Annotated in this window: 12 protein-coding genes, 2 tRNA genes and 1 pseudogene; 7 read left to right on the top strand and 8 right to left on the bottom strand. The window is 56.3% G+C overall.

The window, feature by feature from the left end:
- The first annotated feature begins 108 nt into the window (after nt 1-108).
- Nucleotides 109-732, top strand: a complete 624-nt coding sequence (locus ACMGEE_RS05200; RefSeq protein ID WP_253454673.1) for a TfoX/Sxy family DNA transformation protein — start codon at nt 109-111, stop codon at nt 730-732.
- Here ACMGEE_RS05200 and yccS read toward each other — a convergent pair.
- Together yccS and ACMGEE_RS05190 are read right to left on the bottom strand one after the other, a co-directional pair.
- On the bottom strand, nt 729-2,855 hold the full coding sequence (gene yccS / locus ACMGEE_RS05195; protein ID WP_253454672.1) for a YccS family putative transporter: 2,127 nt from the start codon (nt 2,853-2,855) through the stop codon (nt 729-731). The two genes, ACMGEE_RS05200 and yccS, sit on opposite strands and share 4 nt — an antisense overlap.
- A 2-nt stretch (nt 2,856-2,857) precedes the next feature.
- The gene (locus ACMGEE_RS05190; RefSeq protein WP_253454671.1) at nt 2,858-3,304 is read right to left on the bottom strand and encodes a YccF domain-containing protein; all 447 of its coding nucleotides are present in this window, start codon (nt 3,302-3,304) and stop codon (nt 2,858-2,860) included.
- Between the two features lie 129 nt (nt 3,305-3,433).
- On the opposite strand from ACMGEE_RS05190, the gene helD reads away from it, so the two are divergent.
- Entirely contained in the window at nt 3,434-5,488 is a 2,055-nt protein-coding gene (gene helD / locus ACMGEE_RS05185) for a DNA helicase IV (RefSeq protein ID WP_436829770.1), read from the top strand.
- A 19-nt stretch (nt 5,489-5,507) separates the two neighbouring features.
- Here helD and ACMGEE_RS05180 read toward each other — a convergent pair whose 3' ends face one another.
- Nucleotides 5,508-5,966: a methylglyoxal synthase gene (locus ACMGEE_RS05180; RefSeq protein WP_253454669.1), complete on the bottom strand. Its 459-nt coding sequence runs from the start codon at nt 5,964-5,966 to the stop codon at nt 5,508-5,510.
- 68 nt (nt 5,967-6,034) lie between these two features.
- Nucleotides 6,035-6,667, bottom strand: a complete 633-nt coding sequence (locus tag ACMGEE_RS05175; RefSeq protein WP_436829769.1) for a YccT family protein — start codon at nt 6,665-6,667, stop codon at nt 6,035-6,037.
- Nucleotides 6,668-6,836: 169 nt separating this feature from the next.
- Here ACMGEE_RS05175 and ACMGEE_RS05170 point away from each other — a divergent pair, with 169 nt between their 5' ends.
- A complete protein-coding gene (locus tag ACMGEE_RS05170; protein ID WP_253454667.1) occupies nt 6,837-7,250 on the top strand; it encodes a CoA-binding protein in 414 nt (137 codons plus the stop codon).
- Nucleotides 7,251-7,277: 27 nt separating this feature from the next.
- Here the strand turns inward: ACMGEE_RS05170 and hspQ are convergent, their stop codons facing one another.
- The gene (gene hspQ / locus ACMGEE_RS05165) at nt 7,278-7,592 is read right to left on the bottom strand and encodes a heat shock protein HspQ (protein WP_253454666.1); all 315 of its coding nucleotides are present in this window, start codon (nt 7,590-7,592) and stop codon (nt 7,278-7,280) included.
- Nucleotides 7,593-7,654: 62 nt separating this feature from the next.
- Nucleotides 7,655-8,845: a 23S rRNA (cytosine(1962)-C(5))-methyltransferase RlmI gene (gene rlmI / locus ACMGEE_RS05160; protein WP_253454665.1), complete on the bottom strand. Its 1,191-nt coding sequence runs from the start codon at nt 8,843-8,845 to the stop codon at nt 7,655-7,657.
- 84 nt (nt 8,846-8,929) lie between these two features.
- Between rlmI and yccX the strand changes: the two are divergent.
- Nucleotides 8,930-9,206: pseudogene (yccX, locus tag ACMGEE_RS05155) on the top strand (acylphosphatase).
- Between the two features lie 9 nt (nt 9,207-9,215).
- On the opposite strand, the gene tusE reads toward yccX, so the two are convergent.
- Nucleotides 9,216-9,542, bottom strand: coding sequence for a sulfurtransferase TusE (gene tusE, locus ACMGEE_RS05150; protein ID WP_253454664.1), 327 nt, complete (start codon nt 9,540-9,542; stop codon nt 9,216-9,218).
- A 109-nt stretch (nt 9,543-9,651) separates the two neighbouring features.
- A complete protein-coding gene (gene yccA, locus ACMGEE_RS05145; protein WP_253454663.1) occupies nt 9,652-10,308 on the bottom strand; it encodes an FtsH protease modulator YccA in 657 nt (218 codons plus the stop codon).
- 216 nt (nt 10,309-10,524) lie between these two features.
- Here yccA and ACMGEE_RS05140 point away from each other — a divergent pair.
- The 3 genes from ACMGEE_RS05140 (at nt 10,525) to agp (ending at nt 13,221) form a co-directional block, all read left to right on the top strand.
- Nucleotides 10,525-10,612 (top strand) — tRNA-Ser (locus ACMGEE_RS05140).
- A 410-nt stretch (nt 10,613-11,022) separates the two neighbouring features.
- A tRNA-Ser gene (locus ACMGEE_RS05135) sits at nt 11,023-11,110 on the top strand.
- Between the two features lie 314 nt (nt 11,111-11,424).
- Complete coding sequence (agp, locus tag ACMGEE_RS05130) at nt 11,425-13,221, top strand: bifunctional glucose-1-phosphatase/inositol phosphatase (protein ID WP_436829768.1); 1,797 nt, start codon at nt 11,425-11,427, stop codon at nt 13,219-13,221.
- Nucleotides 13,222-13,226: the final 5 nt, after the last annotated feature.

Raw genomic sequence — 13,226 nt, 5'->3', positions numbered from 1 at the left:
CACAATGAAACCGGCTGTAACGGCAATTAGTAATTGAACCTGTTACCACGATTGCATACTTTTCATTTCTCACAGGGACGAGGGTGTTCTGTATACAGGGAGAAAAGGATGAGCCAGTCAAAAAAACAGATTGAAAAAGCCAGACGCCAGCTTGCCGAACTGGGCGAAATCGAATGCCGCAGCCAGTTCGGCGGCTACAGCCTGTCGATAGAGAACGTGGTGTTCGCGCTGGTAGCGGAAGGGGAGCTTTATCTGCGGGCCTGCGAGCAGGTAAAGCCCTATATCGTGGAGCGGAAGATGCAGCCTCTGCATTTTACTAAAAGAGGGATGCCGGTCGCGCTGGATTATTATCGGGTGGACGACCCGCTGTGGAAAGAGCACGGGCAGCTGGTGGCGCTCTCCCGGCTTTGCCTGCAGGGCGCACGCCAGCAGCGAACGCAAAAGCAGCAAAACCAGCGCCTGAAAGATTTGCCCAATTTGACTATCCGCATCGAGACGCTGCTACGTCAGGTCGGCATCAGCACTATCGCCATGCTCAAAGAGCAGGGCGCCAGACGCTGTTGGCTCAAGCTGTACGCCAGCAACAATAATTTGGGCATCAACGTCCTTTTCGCGCTGGAAGGCGCGATCGCGGGCCGCCATTACGAAGCGCTGCCGGAAAGCGTCAAAACCGAGCTTCGGCAGTGGCATAAGGAAACGCTGCGGCGCTGGGCCAGGCAGCAAAAGTCTTAGGCCAGCCCCTTTTTTTTCAACCGAACAATTTCCGGCAGCAGTGCAACCAGCAGGCCAACCTGCTGTAAGACCAGCGGCTCCTTTGTGTCCGGCGCCGCTTCCGCCGCTGCCAGGCGGGCGGAAAGATTGCCCAGCAGCCTGGCCGCTTTGTCTTCATCAACAATATCAATATGCAGCACGTCGTCGACGTAGCAGACCGCATCATCCATCAGTTGCAGCATGGCCGGGTTGGTGATTTTCTCGCGATGGGCGCCCAGCGCGGAAATATAGCTGAGAAAAGAGTGGTTCAGGCACAGTAGTCGGAAAGCGTCTTCACGCAGGCCCGCGCTGGCGTTTTTTTCGGCCGAAATATTAGACACTACTGAGGCCAGCTCGGCGTCGCAGTTGTGCGCATCGCGCCGGGCAATGCGGTAATCCAGGCGATTATCTTTGCCCTGGTGATACTGCACCAGAATGGCGTCCAGATAGCGGCAGTTGGCATTAAGCGTGCGATCCGCGACGGCGGAAAGCTGGCGGAAACGCCAGTCGGGCCAGATAAAGGCCACGGCGATCCAGGCTATGCCGCAGCCCAGCAGCGTATCGATAATACGCGGCAGCGCGATCTCGAACCCCTCACCAAGCAGGTTAAAGCAGCAAAGTACCAGCAGGGTGATAAAAAGCGTGGCGTAGGCATATTGCGACTGTCGGAAGGCGAAAAACAGCACGCCGGTGAGCACAATGAGTATCAGCTGTCCCTCAACAGAGGGGATCAGCCAGAGTAGCGGCAGACCAATCGCTATACCGGCCAGCGTGCCGACAATACGCAGCGCCAGGCGCCTTTTCGTCGCGTTATAGTTGGGCTGGCAGACAAACAGGCTGGTCAGCAGGATCCAGTAGCCGTGTTCCAGCCCGGTGATCTGGATAAAAGCGTAGCCGGTACAGAGCAGCAGCGACATGCGCACGGCGTGCCGGAAAAGCGGCGACTGCGGCGAAAGATGGCGACTCAGGCGCAGACGGATATCTGCCCAGCCGGTCAGGCCTTCACTGGAAAGACGTCCGTCGCTGTTGTCCTGCAAAACCTGCTCGGACTCGATGGTCGCCAGCTGGGCGTCGATAGCCTTAAGGTTATGCAGCAGGTAGTGCATGGCCTTAAGTTCGCTGCTGGCGGGTTGGTTTGCACTCAGGCGCTCCAGCGCGGCCTGAAGGTGCACAAAAGCGCGCTCAAAACGCGGATCGTGCTGCCAGGGTTCGCGCAGCAAGATAGCGTTGGAGAGCTGCTGGCAGGCGCGCGCCTGCATGGTTAACAGCCGCTGAAAGCGGAACAGAATATCGCTGTAGCGATACTCTTTGCGTAAGGCGTGATATTGCGCGTGGGAAGAGCTGGCGCGCTCGTGAATATCCTGCGCCACGAAATAATAGTGCAGCGTGCGGCGCGTGCTGCGCTGCCCGCGATCGCCACGCAGCCGGGACTGGATGGAAATCTTGGTTTGATTCAGCGTGGCGACCAGCTGGCTATTGGTCATTGCCGCTTCAATCAGCGAAGCGTCGTCATTCTCTTCGATGTCTGGATCGAAGAGACCTGCTTTCGCCTCCAGGTAGCGCGCCAGGCCTTCAAAGCAGCGCGCAATATTCTCCTGTAACGGACGTACGGGAAAAATCAGATGACCGATCAGCGTCAGCAGGTTGTACCAGATAGCTCCCGTCAACAGCAGCGAGGGCTGCAAATACCACTGGGGAAACAGACCAAGCCCCAGCAGCGTATAGACAGCGATCAGCAGCGCGCCGAAAGCAATAGTGGCGTAACGCTGACCCAGCGCGCCGAGCAGGATAAACCCCCAGGTAGACAGCGCCAGCCCAAGGGTAAACAGCCAGGGAAAAGGAGAAAGCAGCTCCACCGAGACGGAGGCCACGCAAAAGCAAACCAGGGTGATCAATAAATTGCGCAGCCTGCCGCTGAGGCGATCGTCAAGATCGGCCAGCGCTGCCGCCACAACGCCCAGCGTTAGCGGGATAGTCCAGGTTATCTGGCCCAGCCATAAAGGCACGCCCGCCGTGCCGGCCAGCGCAAAAAAGATGCGCAGGTTGTAGAGCAGGGCGCTGTTATAGGCATAGCGGCGCAGGCGTGGCGACAGCGACAGACGCATAGTTAGTTATACCGGCTGCGGGCGTTGGCTTCACGGGCGGCTTTGGCGACTTCAACGCTGACTACGCGGCGTCCGACCGGCCAGAGTGCGATAGCGGCGATCTTAAAGTGTGCGATGCCCGTAGGGATACCGATAAGCGTAATACACTGCGCGATGCCTACCAGGATATGGGTGACGCAAAGCCACCAGCCGCAGAAAATAAACCAGACGATATTTAATACGGTGCCGCCGGAGTTCAGCAAAACATTTTTTTTGCCGGGATTAAGCTCATCCACATGCACCGCTTCGTTGCCAAACGGCAGTAGCGAAAGCTTGGTGATTTCCCAGCAGGAACGGGTTAACGGTAGCGTAATAATGAAAACGATGCTGAGCAGCGTGGCAACAAGCCAGCCGAAAGTCGTGACAAAACCGCCCAGAAAGAAATTTAAAATATTTAAAACGGTACGCATCAGATAGGGTCCTCGCGCTGCGCGAAAAAAGAAAATTCAATACGTTGATTATACCGTGTTTTAACGCTGGAGCGGTACATCCTTGCCGGGTAAACTGTCCGGCAGATTAACCGCAGCCCGAGAGCCTCTATGGAACTGAAAGCAACCTCGCTGGGTAAGCATCTGGCGCAGCATCCCTATAATCGGGTGCGTCTGCTCGCAGCCGGCGTCGAAGTCAGTGGTCAGAAGCATGAATACCTGATCCCTTTTAACCAGCTGTTGGCGATCCGCTGCAAGCGCGGACTGGTCTGGGGAGAGCTGGAGTTTTCGCTGCCCGATAATAAAGTGGTGCGTTTGCACGGCACGGAGTGGCAGGAAACGCAGCGTTTTTATCACTACCTTAACCAGGCGTGGCAGGCGTGGAGCCAGCAGATGAGCCCGATCGCCGCCGAAGTTTTACAGCAGCAGGTTGCCAGCCTGAGCGAGTTTGAGCAGCAGGATCGCTGGCTGAAACGTCAGGAAGTGGCGAACTGGGGCGAAAAAATCCGGGATGCTTTCTCCTCTCAGCCTTTGCCCGTCAGCCGTCTTGAAGAGTTTGAATCCTGTCGCGAAGCATACCTTTTCTGTCAGCGCTGGCTGGAAAACAGCGAGGCGCAGCGTCAGCAGCGCAACAGGCGCTGGACGGAAAAAATGCTGGCGCAGTATGCCGATTTTTTTGCCGGCGTCGAAAGTTCACCGCTTAGCGCCTCCCAGGCCAGCGCAGTAGTCAACGGCGAGGAAGCGGTGCTGGTGCTGGCCGGGGCGGGCAGCGGGAAAACCTCGGTGCTGGTGGCACGTGCAGGCTGGCTGCTGATGCGTAAAGCGGCTGCCGCAGAGCAAATTCTGCTGTTGTCATTTGGCCGTCGGGCCGCGGAAGAAATGAACCACCGGCTTAAAACGCGCCTCGGTAGTGATGACGTTGAAGCGCGCACTTTTCATTCCCTGGCGCTGCACATTATTCAGCAGGGCAGCAACAGGTCGCCAGTGATTAGCAAGCTGGAAACCGACGGCGCGCTGAGGCGCAGGCTGCTGACAGAAACCTGGCAGCAACAGTGCAGCGAGAAAAAAGCGCAGGCCAGCGGCTGGCGGCAGTGGCTTCATGAGGATTTGGGCTGGGAGCTGGACGAAGACGCTTACTGGCAGGATGAGACGTTGGCCAACAGAGTCGGCGAGCGTCTGGAGCGCTGGCTGGAGCTCATGCGGATGCACGGCGGCGCGCAGGCCGCGATGATCGAATCCGCGCCGGAAGCGGTTCGCGAGCTGTTCAGCAAACGAGTCAAACTGATGGCGCCGCTGTTAAAAGCCTGGAAAAGCGCACTGAAAGAAGAAGGCGCGGTAGATTTCGCCGGGCTGATCCATCAGGCGATCGCCGTGTTGGAAAAAGGACGCTTTATCAGCCCGTGGAAGCACATTCTGGTCGATGAATTTCAGGATATGTCGCCGCAGCGAGCGGCTCTGCTGGCGGCGCTGCGCAGGCAAAACAGTCAGACTTCGCTGTTCGCCGTGGGCGATGACTGGCAGGCGATTTATCGCTTTAGCGGCGCGGAGATGGCGCTCACTACCGCCTTTCATCATTATTTTGGCGAAGGCGAACGCTGCGTGCTGGACACGACCTGGCGATTCAACGAGCGTATTGGCGAAATAGCCAATGACTTCATCCAGCGCAATCCGTCCCAGCTGAAAAAGCCGCTGAACAGCCTGAGCAAAGGCACTAAAAAAGCGCTCTCGTTGCTGCCTGAGTCACAGCTGGAAGCGCTGCTGAATAAGCTCAGCGGCTACGTCACGCAGGAAGAAGAAATCCTGATCCTCGCGCGCTACCACTACCAGCAACCGACGCTGCTGGCTAAAGCGAAGACGCGCTGGCCGGGCCTGAATATTTCTTTTGCAACGATACACGCCAGCAAGGGGCAGGAAGCAGATTACGTACTGGTGCTGGGATTAAAAAGCGGCGAGGATGGGTTTCCGGCCGCCGCCAGAGAGTCGGTTATCGAGCAGGCGCTGCTGCCGCAGCCGGAAGATTTTCCCGACGCCGAAGAGCGGCGTTTGGCCTATGTCGCCATTACGCGGGCGAAAAAACAGGTTTGGCTGCTGTTTGACAGCGATGCGCCGTCAGGCTTTGTAGCAGAATTTAAACGCATGGGCGTGTCGCTGTTACGCAAGCCGTAATCCGGCACGCCCGTGGCGTCTACTGCAGGCGCGCCTGCAAATAACGTTGATAGTCAGGAATAGAAATATCAAGCGGCTGTGCGAACAGCGGAGAATGAATAATAAAGTCGGCGGTGGTGCGATTGGTCGCAACAGGGATATTCCAGACCGTTGCCAGGCGCAGCAGCGCTTTGACGTCAGGATCGTGCGGTACCGCGTTCAGCGGATCCCAGAAGAAAATCAGCACGTCGATTTTGCCTTCCGAAATCAGTGCGCCTACCTGCTGGTCGCCGCCCATTGGGCCGCTTAGCATAGCGGTAACCGGCAGGCCGGTGGCGCGCTGGATCAGATTGCCGGTGGTGCCGGTTGCATACAGCGTATGGTGCTGCAACAGCGCTTTATGGCTGTCGACCCACGCCATCATTGAGGCTTTACAGTGATCGTGCGCGACCAGCGCAATATGTTTTTTTTCCCCGAGGGTGCGGGTAGTCTGCTCCATGGCGATATCCTGTTTCGTTGAAAAGCAAACTATACGGCTTCCGATCCCGGGATGCCAGCAGGGCAGGCTTAACCTGTGCGGAAGGCTTTCATCAGCAGAACAAAACGTTGGCGGGTAGCGGCGTCAACCTGTTGATACCATAACTGCAGTACCCGGCCAGCCGGATAATGGCTGCTGGCGAAAGTCAGCGTATCGTCGGTCGGGCTGCCGGTAGTATGCGGCTGCGCAAAGCGAGGCACCGAAGCCGAATGGCCCTGCATATTATAAGCCGCCATTTCCCGTTCATAATTTTCGCCAGCGGTGCCGGTCAGTGTGTCCTGCTCGCTCTGCACAACCTTGCCGTGCTCGTCATGCAGCTGAAAATCGGGGTGATGGGCAAACGCACGTGCCTGGGCAGACGTGCGGATAGCGGGCAACGCGATAGCAATTGATTTAACGTTGGTAGTAAAAGTCACGATCAGCGGCGGCGAACGCCAGGACGAGGTATGGCTGTTTTCCAGCCTTTTTTGTACGCGGAACAGCAGCTGGTGCTGTCCTTGCTCCAGTTCAAGCCCATCGGCGCCTTTCAGCAGTGAACCGGAAATTTTATGACCGTCGAGCACCAGCAGATCGATCTCAGGCGCGAGTTTTAAGGTGGTTGCATGGGCCGCAGCCGCAACCCACATTGCCATCAACCCTGTCAGGAGCAGACCCAGCTTCATTGTTTCTCCAGATGCCCGAAATATAAAAAAGAGCGAATGTATCAAAGTCTTTCAGTATGACAGCATATTAACATTTTTACATATTTATTCATGCTAAATCTTTTGCGGCTATGATTATAAGCGCAAAATACGATCGTCTTGCAAAACAGAAATAGTTAACGGAGCCGCTATGGACGACAACATTATTAATGAAGTTTTGACAACGACTCGCCATATCGCGCTGGTAGGCGCCAGCGAGAAACCCACCAGGGCCAGCCATTACGTGATGGCGTATCTGCTTGGGCAGGGTTACAAGGTGACGCCGGTCAGCCCTAAACTGGCCGGGCAAACGCTGCTGGGACAGCGGGTTTATGCAAAGCTGGAAGAGATACCCGAGCCGGTGGATATGGTTGACGTGTTCCGTAATTCGGAAGCGGCCTGGGGCGTGGCGCAGGAGGCGATAGCGATAGGTGCCAAATCGCTGTGGCTGCAGCAGGGCGTCATCAATGAGCAGGCTGCGGTGCTGGCTGCCGATGCGGGTTTGAAAGTGGTGATGGATCGTTGCCCAATGATAGAAATTCCTCGTCTGGGGTTGGGCAGATAATAAAAAACCCCGCAAGCGGGGTCTTTGTCAGTTTCTGAGGCGTGGCGCCTGCAGCTGTTTGCGAATGGAAGCGGCGAGTTCATCCATTGAAGGATGCTCGGGGTGCTCGCCCGGTATCTCCCAGCCCAGCTGCGCTTCCGCCAGATAGGTGTGCACCGTTTCGCCGTTATCGTCTTCCATTACAACGTGATACCACGGGGCATTACGCAGCGCGCCGTCGGCGATATCGTCAATTTTAGGATCCTCTAACGAGTATTCCGGATCCACATCAACCACCACCCCTAAAAAACCCAGCAGCTTGTGTCGTACCTGCTGGCCAAGTCCAAATTTGCTGGCAATCATCGTGACCTCCCGAGAAACATAACCCTGTCATCCTTTATGGGGGCAGCGTTAGCGTTTTCAAGTCACAGCACGCGGCAGGCAAATCCTTTCAGATAGAGACCTTCCGGATAGCTGGCGATCACCGGGTGATCGGCTGCCTGCCTGAACTGTTCTATAAATTGTACATCACGCTGTGCATCGAGCGCAGCATCAGCAATAATTTTCTGGAACAGCTCGGTAGGCATCAGGCCGGAGCAGGAGAACGTCATCAACATCCCGCCAGGATTTAGCAGCTGCATTGCCAGCATGTTGATATCTTTATAGCCACGGCAGGCGCCGGCCAGCTGGTTTTTATTCTCAACAAACTTTGGCGGATCCATCACGATTAGATCGAATTTTTCTCCGCTTTCGCGATAGCGACGCAGCAATTTAAATACGTCATCGCGCAGAAACTCCGCTTTGCTGAGATCCAGACCGTTCAGCTCTACGTTCTGGCGAGCCACATCCAGCGCCGCCTGTGAGGTATCGACGCTGATCACCTGCTGGCAGCCGCCCATCAGTGCCGAAACGGCAAAGCCGCCGGTATAGGAGAAGCAGTTCAGCACGCGGCGATCTTTTGCGTAGCGGCGCGTAGCCAGCCGGCTGTCGCGCTGGTCGAGGTAGTAGCCGGTTTTATGGCCGGTCTGAATATCGACCAGTAGTTTCATACCGTGTTCGGTAATCGGCAGCAGTTCAGGCGGCGTTTCGCCCAGCACCACGCCCTGCGTCAGCTCAAGACCCTCTTTTTTACGTACCGATACGTCAGAGCGATCGTAGATGGCGCATTGCGGATAGCAGTGCTGTAGTGCGGTAATCAGAGCGGCGCGCTGGTATTCGGCACCGGCGGAAAGCAGCTGCAGCACCAGGAAATTGCCAAAGCGATCGATGGTGATGCCCGGCAGGCCGTCAGACTCGCCGGCTATCAGGCGATAGCTGTCGAGATCGTCGCGCTCCGCCAGCCAGTCGCGCAGCTGCTGAGCTGCCTGCAAACGGCGGGTAAAGAAAGCGATATCGATCGCTTCATCCTGTTCCCAGCTCCAGACGCGGGCGCGGATTTGCGAAGCGGGCGACCAAGCGGCGCGGGCCAGCCATTTACCCTGGCTGTCGCAAACGTCAATGGTTTCGCCCGACTGGGCTTTGCCTTCCATACGGGCTACGGCACCGGAGAAAACCCAGGGATGGCGGCGGAGTAAGGACTTTTCACGTCCTTTAGCGAGAATCAAACGAACGGTCATATTTGCTATGCTTACAGTCAGAAAAACAGGCGTCATTGTCCGGTGCCTGGCCACAAAAAGCAAACTGTCTCTTCAGGGGGAAATATGACGGCAATCTGTAAACGAGCGTGGGTCCACGGCAGCGTACAGGGCGTGGGATTTCGCTATACAACCCAGCACGAAGCCCGCGCGCGGGCTGAATGGCTATGCCCGCAATCTTGACGATGGCAGTGTGGAGGTACTGGCCTGTGGGGAGGAAAAAGAGGTCGAGGCGCTGATTGCCTGGCTGAAGGCGGGCGGGCCGCGTTCGGCCAGGGTCGACAAAGTGCTGACGGAACCCTGTGCGCTTCAGGAGCAGCCTGCGGGTTTCACCACCGGATAAAGACCGCCGCTACAGGCATTTAGCCGGTTTAGGCAGGCCGGCAATTTTAGTTGCCTGTTTTGCCGGGCCCTTAGGGAAAAGGCGGAACAGGTAGCGGCTGTTGCCTTTCTCTTCGCCATATTTTTTCGCCATGGCTTTAACAAGCATGCGCACGGCTGGAGAAGTATTAAATTCCAGATAGAACTCCCGTACAAAGCGCACGACTTCCCAGTGGGCTTCGCTCAGCTCAATGCCTTCTTCCTCCGCCAACAGCGGAGCCAGCGCCTCGCTCCAGTCCGAAGTTTTAGTCAGATACCCCTGCGCGTCGCGCGAAATTTCTTTACCGTCAAAAAACACCGTTTTGCCTCTGTATTGATAACCGGGATGCAGTTTACCAAAAATTTTCCGGCGCGGATGAGCAAAAAAAAGCCCCGCGCTGCGGGGCTTGTTGTCTTTGTTCAGCGCATCAGTTGCTGCGGGACATACCAAGGATACTCAGCAGGCTGACAAAAATGTTGTAGATGGAAACATACAGGCTGACGGTGGCGCGAATATAGTTGGTTTCGCCGCCGTGGATAATATTGCTGGTTTCCCACAGGATAGCGCCTGAAGAAAACAGGACGAACATCACGCTAATCGCCAGATGCAGGGCAGGGATCTGCAAAAACAGATTAGCCAGAACGGCCACCAGCAGCACCACAAAACCGGCCATCATCATGCCGCCCAGGAACGACATATCTTTGCGTGTGGTCAGCACGTAGGCTGAACAGCAGAAGAACACCAGCGCGGTGCCGCCGAGCGCCAGGCCGATAACATCGCCCATGCCCGCCGACAGCAGGGTATTCAGCATCGGCCCCAGGCAGTAGCCGAGAAAGCCGGTAAAAGCGAAGGCAGCCAGAATGCCGGTTGGGCTGTCCGCCAGGCGGTAGGTCAGAAACATCAGGCCATAAAAGCCAGCCAGCATAATGATTAAGCCCGGCGCGGGCAGGGCGAAGACGGTGCTGAGCGTGGCGGTGACCGCTGAAAAAGCCAGCGTCAGCCCCAGCAGAAAATAGGTGTTACGCAAAACTTTATGCGTGGCAAGCAGCGAGCTTTGCCTGGTATGAGTAACGATGCGATCCATAGAAATGCCTCTTAAGGTCATTAGATTGCAGTGAGAATAAGGACCGCGCCTGAAGGGGGGAAGACGTTTTACCCTTCTTTACTCGTTAAGGCGGCGTTTCTGTGAGCAGGCTGGCGCTAATAACAACAAAAAAACCAAAACTGGCTGTTTTTGCGGCAGTTGAATCAGGCCCTGCTTTACATTGGCGCGGAGGATGTTTATAGTTCGGGTCATTGCGGAGGGGTGGCCGAGTGGCTGAAGGCACCGGTCTTGAAAACCGGCGACGGGAAACCGTTCGAGAGTTCGAATCTCTCCTCCTCCGCCATCAAATTCAACGGGTCAGCGAAAGCTGGCCCGTTTTGCTTTGCGCGTGATATGGCATAGTTGCCTGATTTAGGATCCCTGCTTCCCCAACAGCCCAACAGCCCAACAGCCCAACAGCCCAACAGCCCAACAGCCCAACAGCCCAACAGCCCAACTACTCAACCACTCAACTACTCAACCACTCAACCACTCTCAACTACCTTATCTTATTACGGCATCGCTGTTAGCTATTCCAGGCCCGTTGTTGGCGGCTTTTTGAACCACTGCGGCGCATTTCCTGAGCAACCAAAAAAAAGATGTATAAAAGCGCATAAATTCAACAAAATAGCTAAAAAAATGCTTGGCAGCCTTTGGGCTTTCCCCTATACTGCGCGCCATCAGATGCACTTCAGGTGCAGATGGTAAAAGTGCGGAGGGGTGGCCGAGTGGCTGAAGGCACCGGTCTTGAAAACCGGCGACGGGAAACCGTTCGAGAGTTCGAATCTCTCCTCCTCCGCCATCAAATTTAACGGGTCGGCAATTGCCGGCCCGTTTTGCTTTCTGCTTTCTGCGTTCTGCTTTTTATTTTCTACCTGCTCACTGGCCCTGTTCTGCCGGACGATTATCCTGCTTACGAAAAACATCCCGTTTCTTTTCAATCTCCTGATGCGCCGTAACGGCAAAGGCGATAGTCTGCTATATTCTCAACACGAATAATGCCCGGTCCCGGCCCCATTTTGCCGTGCGGCGGCGAGCTTTTCCGACGCCCGCCTTTTGCCGGACGTATCGCTTTGCTGGCCGGGTGATTTACCCTTGGATCAATGGAAAAAACACATGATTAAAAAGTATAGTCTTTGCGCGCTGGCGGTCTGCTCGGCTCTGACCAGCCTCTCCGCTTTCGCCGCCGACGATAACTATCAGCTTGAACAGGTGTTAATGATGAGCCGCCATAATCTTCGGGCGCCGCTGGCCGACAACGGCAGCGTGCTGGCGCAGTCGACGAAGAAGAAGTGGCCGCAGTGGGACGTACCGGGCGGCCAGCTCACGACGAAAGGCGGCGTGCTGGAAGTTTATATGGGACGCTATACCCGCGAGTGGCTGGCGCAGCAAGGGTTGATCAAACAGGACCAGTGTCCGGGCAGCGATGAAATTTACGCTTATGCCAATAGCCTGCAGCGTACCGTTGCTACGGCACAGTACTTTATTACCGGCGCTTTCCCCGGCTGCGACGTCGCGGTTTCCCATCAGGATGAAATGGGAACCATGGATCCCGTCTTTAATCCGATTATTACCGACGGCAGTGAAGCCTTTAACCAGCAGGCGCTGACCGCGATGAACAGCACCGCCGAAAAGCTGACGCTGAAGCCAGCGTTCCAGCGGCTGGAAAAAATCATTGATTATAAAAACTCGCCGGCCTGCGATGGCAAAAAACAGTGCGACCTGAGCAGCACCAACCAGAACAAATTCTTTGCGGAAAACGGTAAAGAGCCAACGGTAAGCGGCCCGTTGAAGGTGGGCAACTCGCTGGTTGACGCCTTTACCCTGCAATATTATGAAGGTCTGCCGACCGACCAGGTCGCCTGGGGACAGATTAAAACCCCTGAGCAGTGGAAAGAGCTGTCGGCGATCAAAAATGGCTATCAGGATACGCTGTTTACCTCGCCGCAAGTGGCGCGCGACGTAGCGGCGCCGCTGGTCGACTATATCCGCAGCCTGCTGGTGGATGAAGATAAAGCCAGTGCGCCAAAGGTGACCCTGATGGTGGGGCACGATTCCAATATCGCTTCGCTGCTGAGCGCGCTGGATTTTAAAGCCTACACGCTGCCCGGCCAGTTTGAACGTACGCCAATCGGCGGTATGATCCAGTTCCAGCGCTGGCACGACAAGAAAAACAATCAGGAGCTGGTGAAGGTGGAATACGTTTACCAGAGCAGCGATCAGCTGCGCGACGCGACGCCACTTTCTCTGGATACGCCGCCAAAACGCGTGACGCTTGAGATGAACGGCTGTAAGACCGATGCCAACGGCTTTTGCCCGTGGGATCAGTTTACTCAGGTATTGAATAAAGCCATTGCCGGTACGCCGATGGCGGCAGCCCAGGCAACCGCCGCCAGCGATAGGGCCGCAGCCGATAAAGCAGCAGCGGATAAAGCGGCGGCCGAAAAAGCGGCGCAGGCCAAAGTCTCTGCGGATAAAGCGGCAGCGGACAAAGCCGAGGCGGATAAAGCCGCGGCCGAAAAAGTAGCGAATGAAAAAGCCGCGCAGGAGAAAGCCGCCAGCGACAAAGCGGCCGCCGATAAGGCCGCTGCTGATAAAGCTGCAGCGGACAAAGCCGCGAAAGCGAAAGCCTCGGCGGAGAAAGCCGCAGCGGATAAGGCCGCCGCCGATAAAGCGGCTGCTGATAAAGCGGCAGCAAAGCAGGCGTCTGACAAAGCCGCAGCGGACAACGCCGCGGCAAAACAGGCCGCTGAGGAGAAAGCTGCGGCCAATAAAGCCGCTGCTGATAAAGCTGATGCCGAAAAGACATCAGCTAACGCCGCGCCGGTGGATAACAACGCGGCCGATACCGCCAGCAAGCCTGCGGACGACAAAGCGGCTCCGGCAGCGCAGACGGAAAACAAATCTTCCTGACGGCG

Origin of the sequence: Erwinia artemisiae (assembly GCF_051400835.1) — a bacterium.
In the GTDB taxonomy this organism is placed as follows: domain Bacteria; phylum Pseudomonadota; class Gammaproteobacteria; order Enterobacterales; family Enterobacteriaceae; genus Erwinia; species Erwinia aeris.
This window is presented reverse-complemented; position numbering and strand designations above follow the sequence as displayed.